1 pseudogene is annotated in these 403 nt (G+C 51.4%); it reads right to left on the reverse strand.

The window, feature by feature from the left end:
- Window positions 1-403 (reverse strand): annotated as a pseudogene (locus tag KGF52_RS21195) (hypothetical protein); the annotation flags it as partial.

Raw genomic sequence — 403 nt, forward strand, 5'->3', positions numbered from 1 at the left:
TGTCGTTTGTTTGTGTGGGTTGGCTCGTGCGTGGTTCCTGTGTGTGCGTTTTGTTGTTCCCTTATTTGCGTGTTGACTATTTGCACCTGCTTCTCCTGCTGTCTCTGTTGGGCCTGTTGGACCTGTTGCTCCATCTGCCCCTGTATTTCCTGTTGCTCCTGTTGGCCCTACTGATCCATCTGCTCCTGTTGGACCTGTTGCGCCTGTTGGGCCTGTTGTTCCAGCTGTTCCTGTTGCTCCTGTTGGCCCTATTACTCCTGTTGCTCCTGTTCCTCCTACTCCTGTTGCTCCTGTTGGACCTGTTGGGCCTGTACGTCCGACCTCTGTTGCTCCTGTTGTACCTGTTGGACCTGGTTCTATATCGTAGTTGTGAGTCCTCGTTTGTACTATATTCTTAAACCTT

The sequence above is a fragment of the Clostridioides sp. ZZV15-6597 genome (genome assembly GCF_020657815.1).
Lineage (GTDB): Bacteria > Bacillota > Clostridia > Peptostreptococcales > Peptostreptococcaceae > Clostridioides.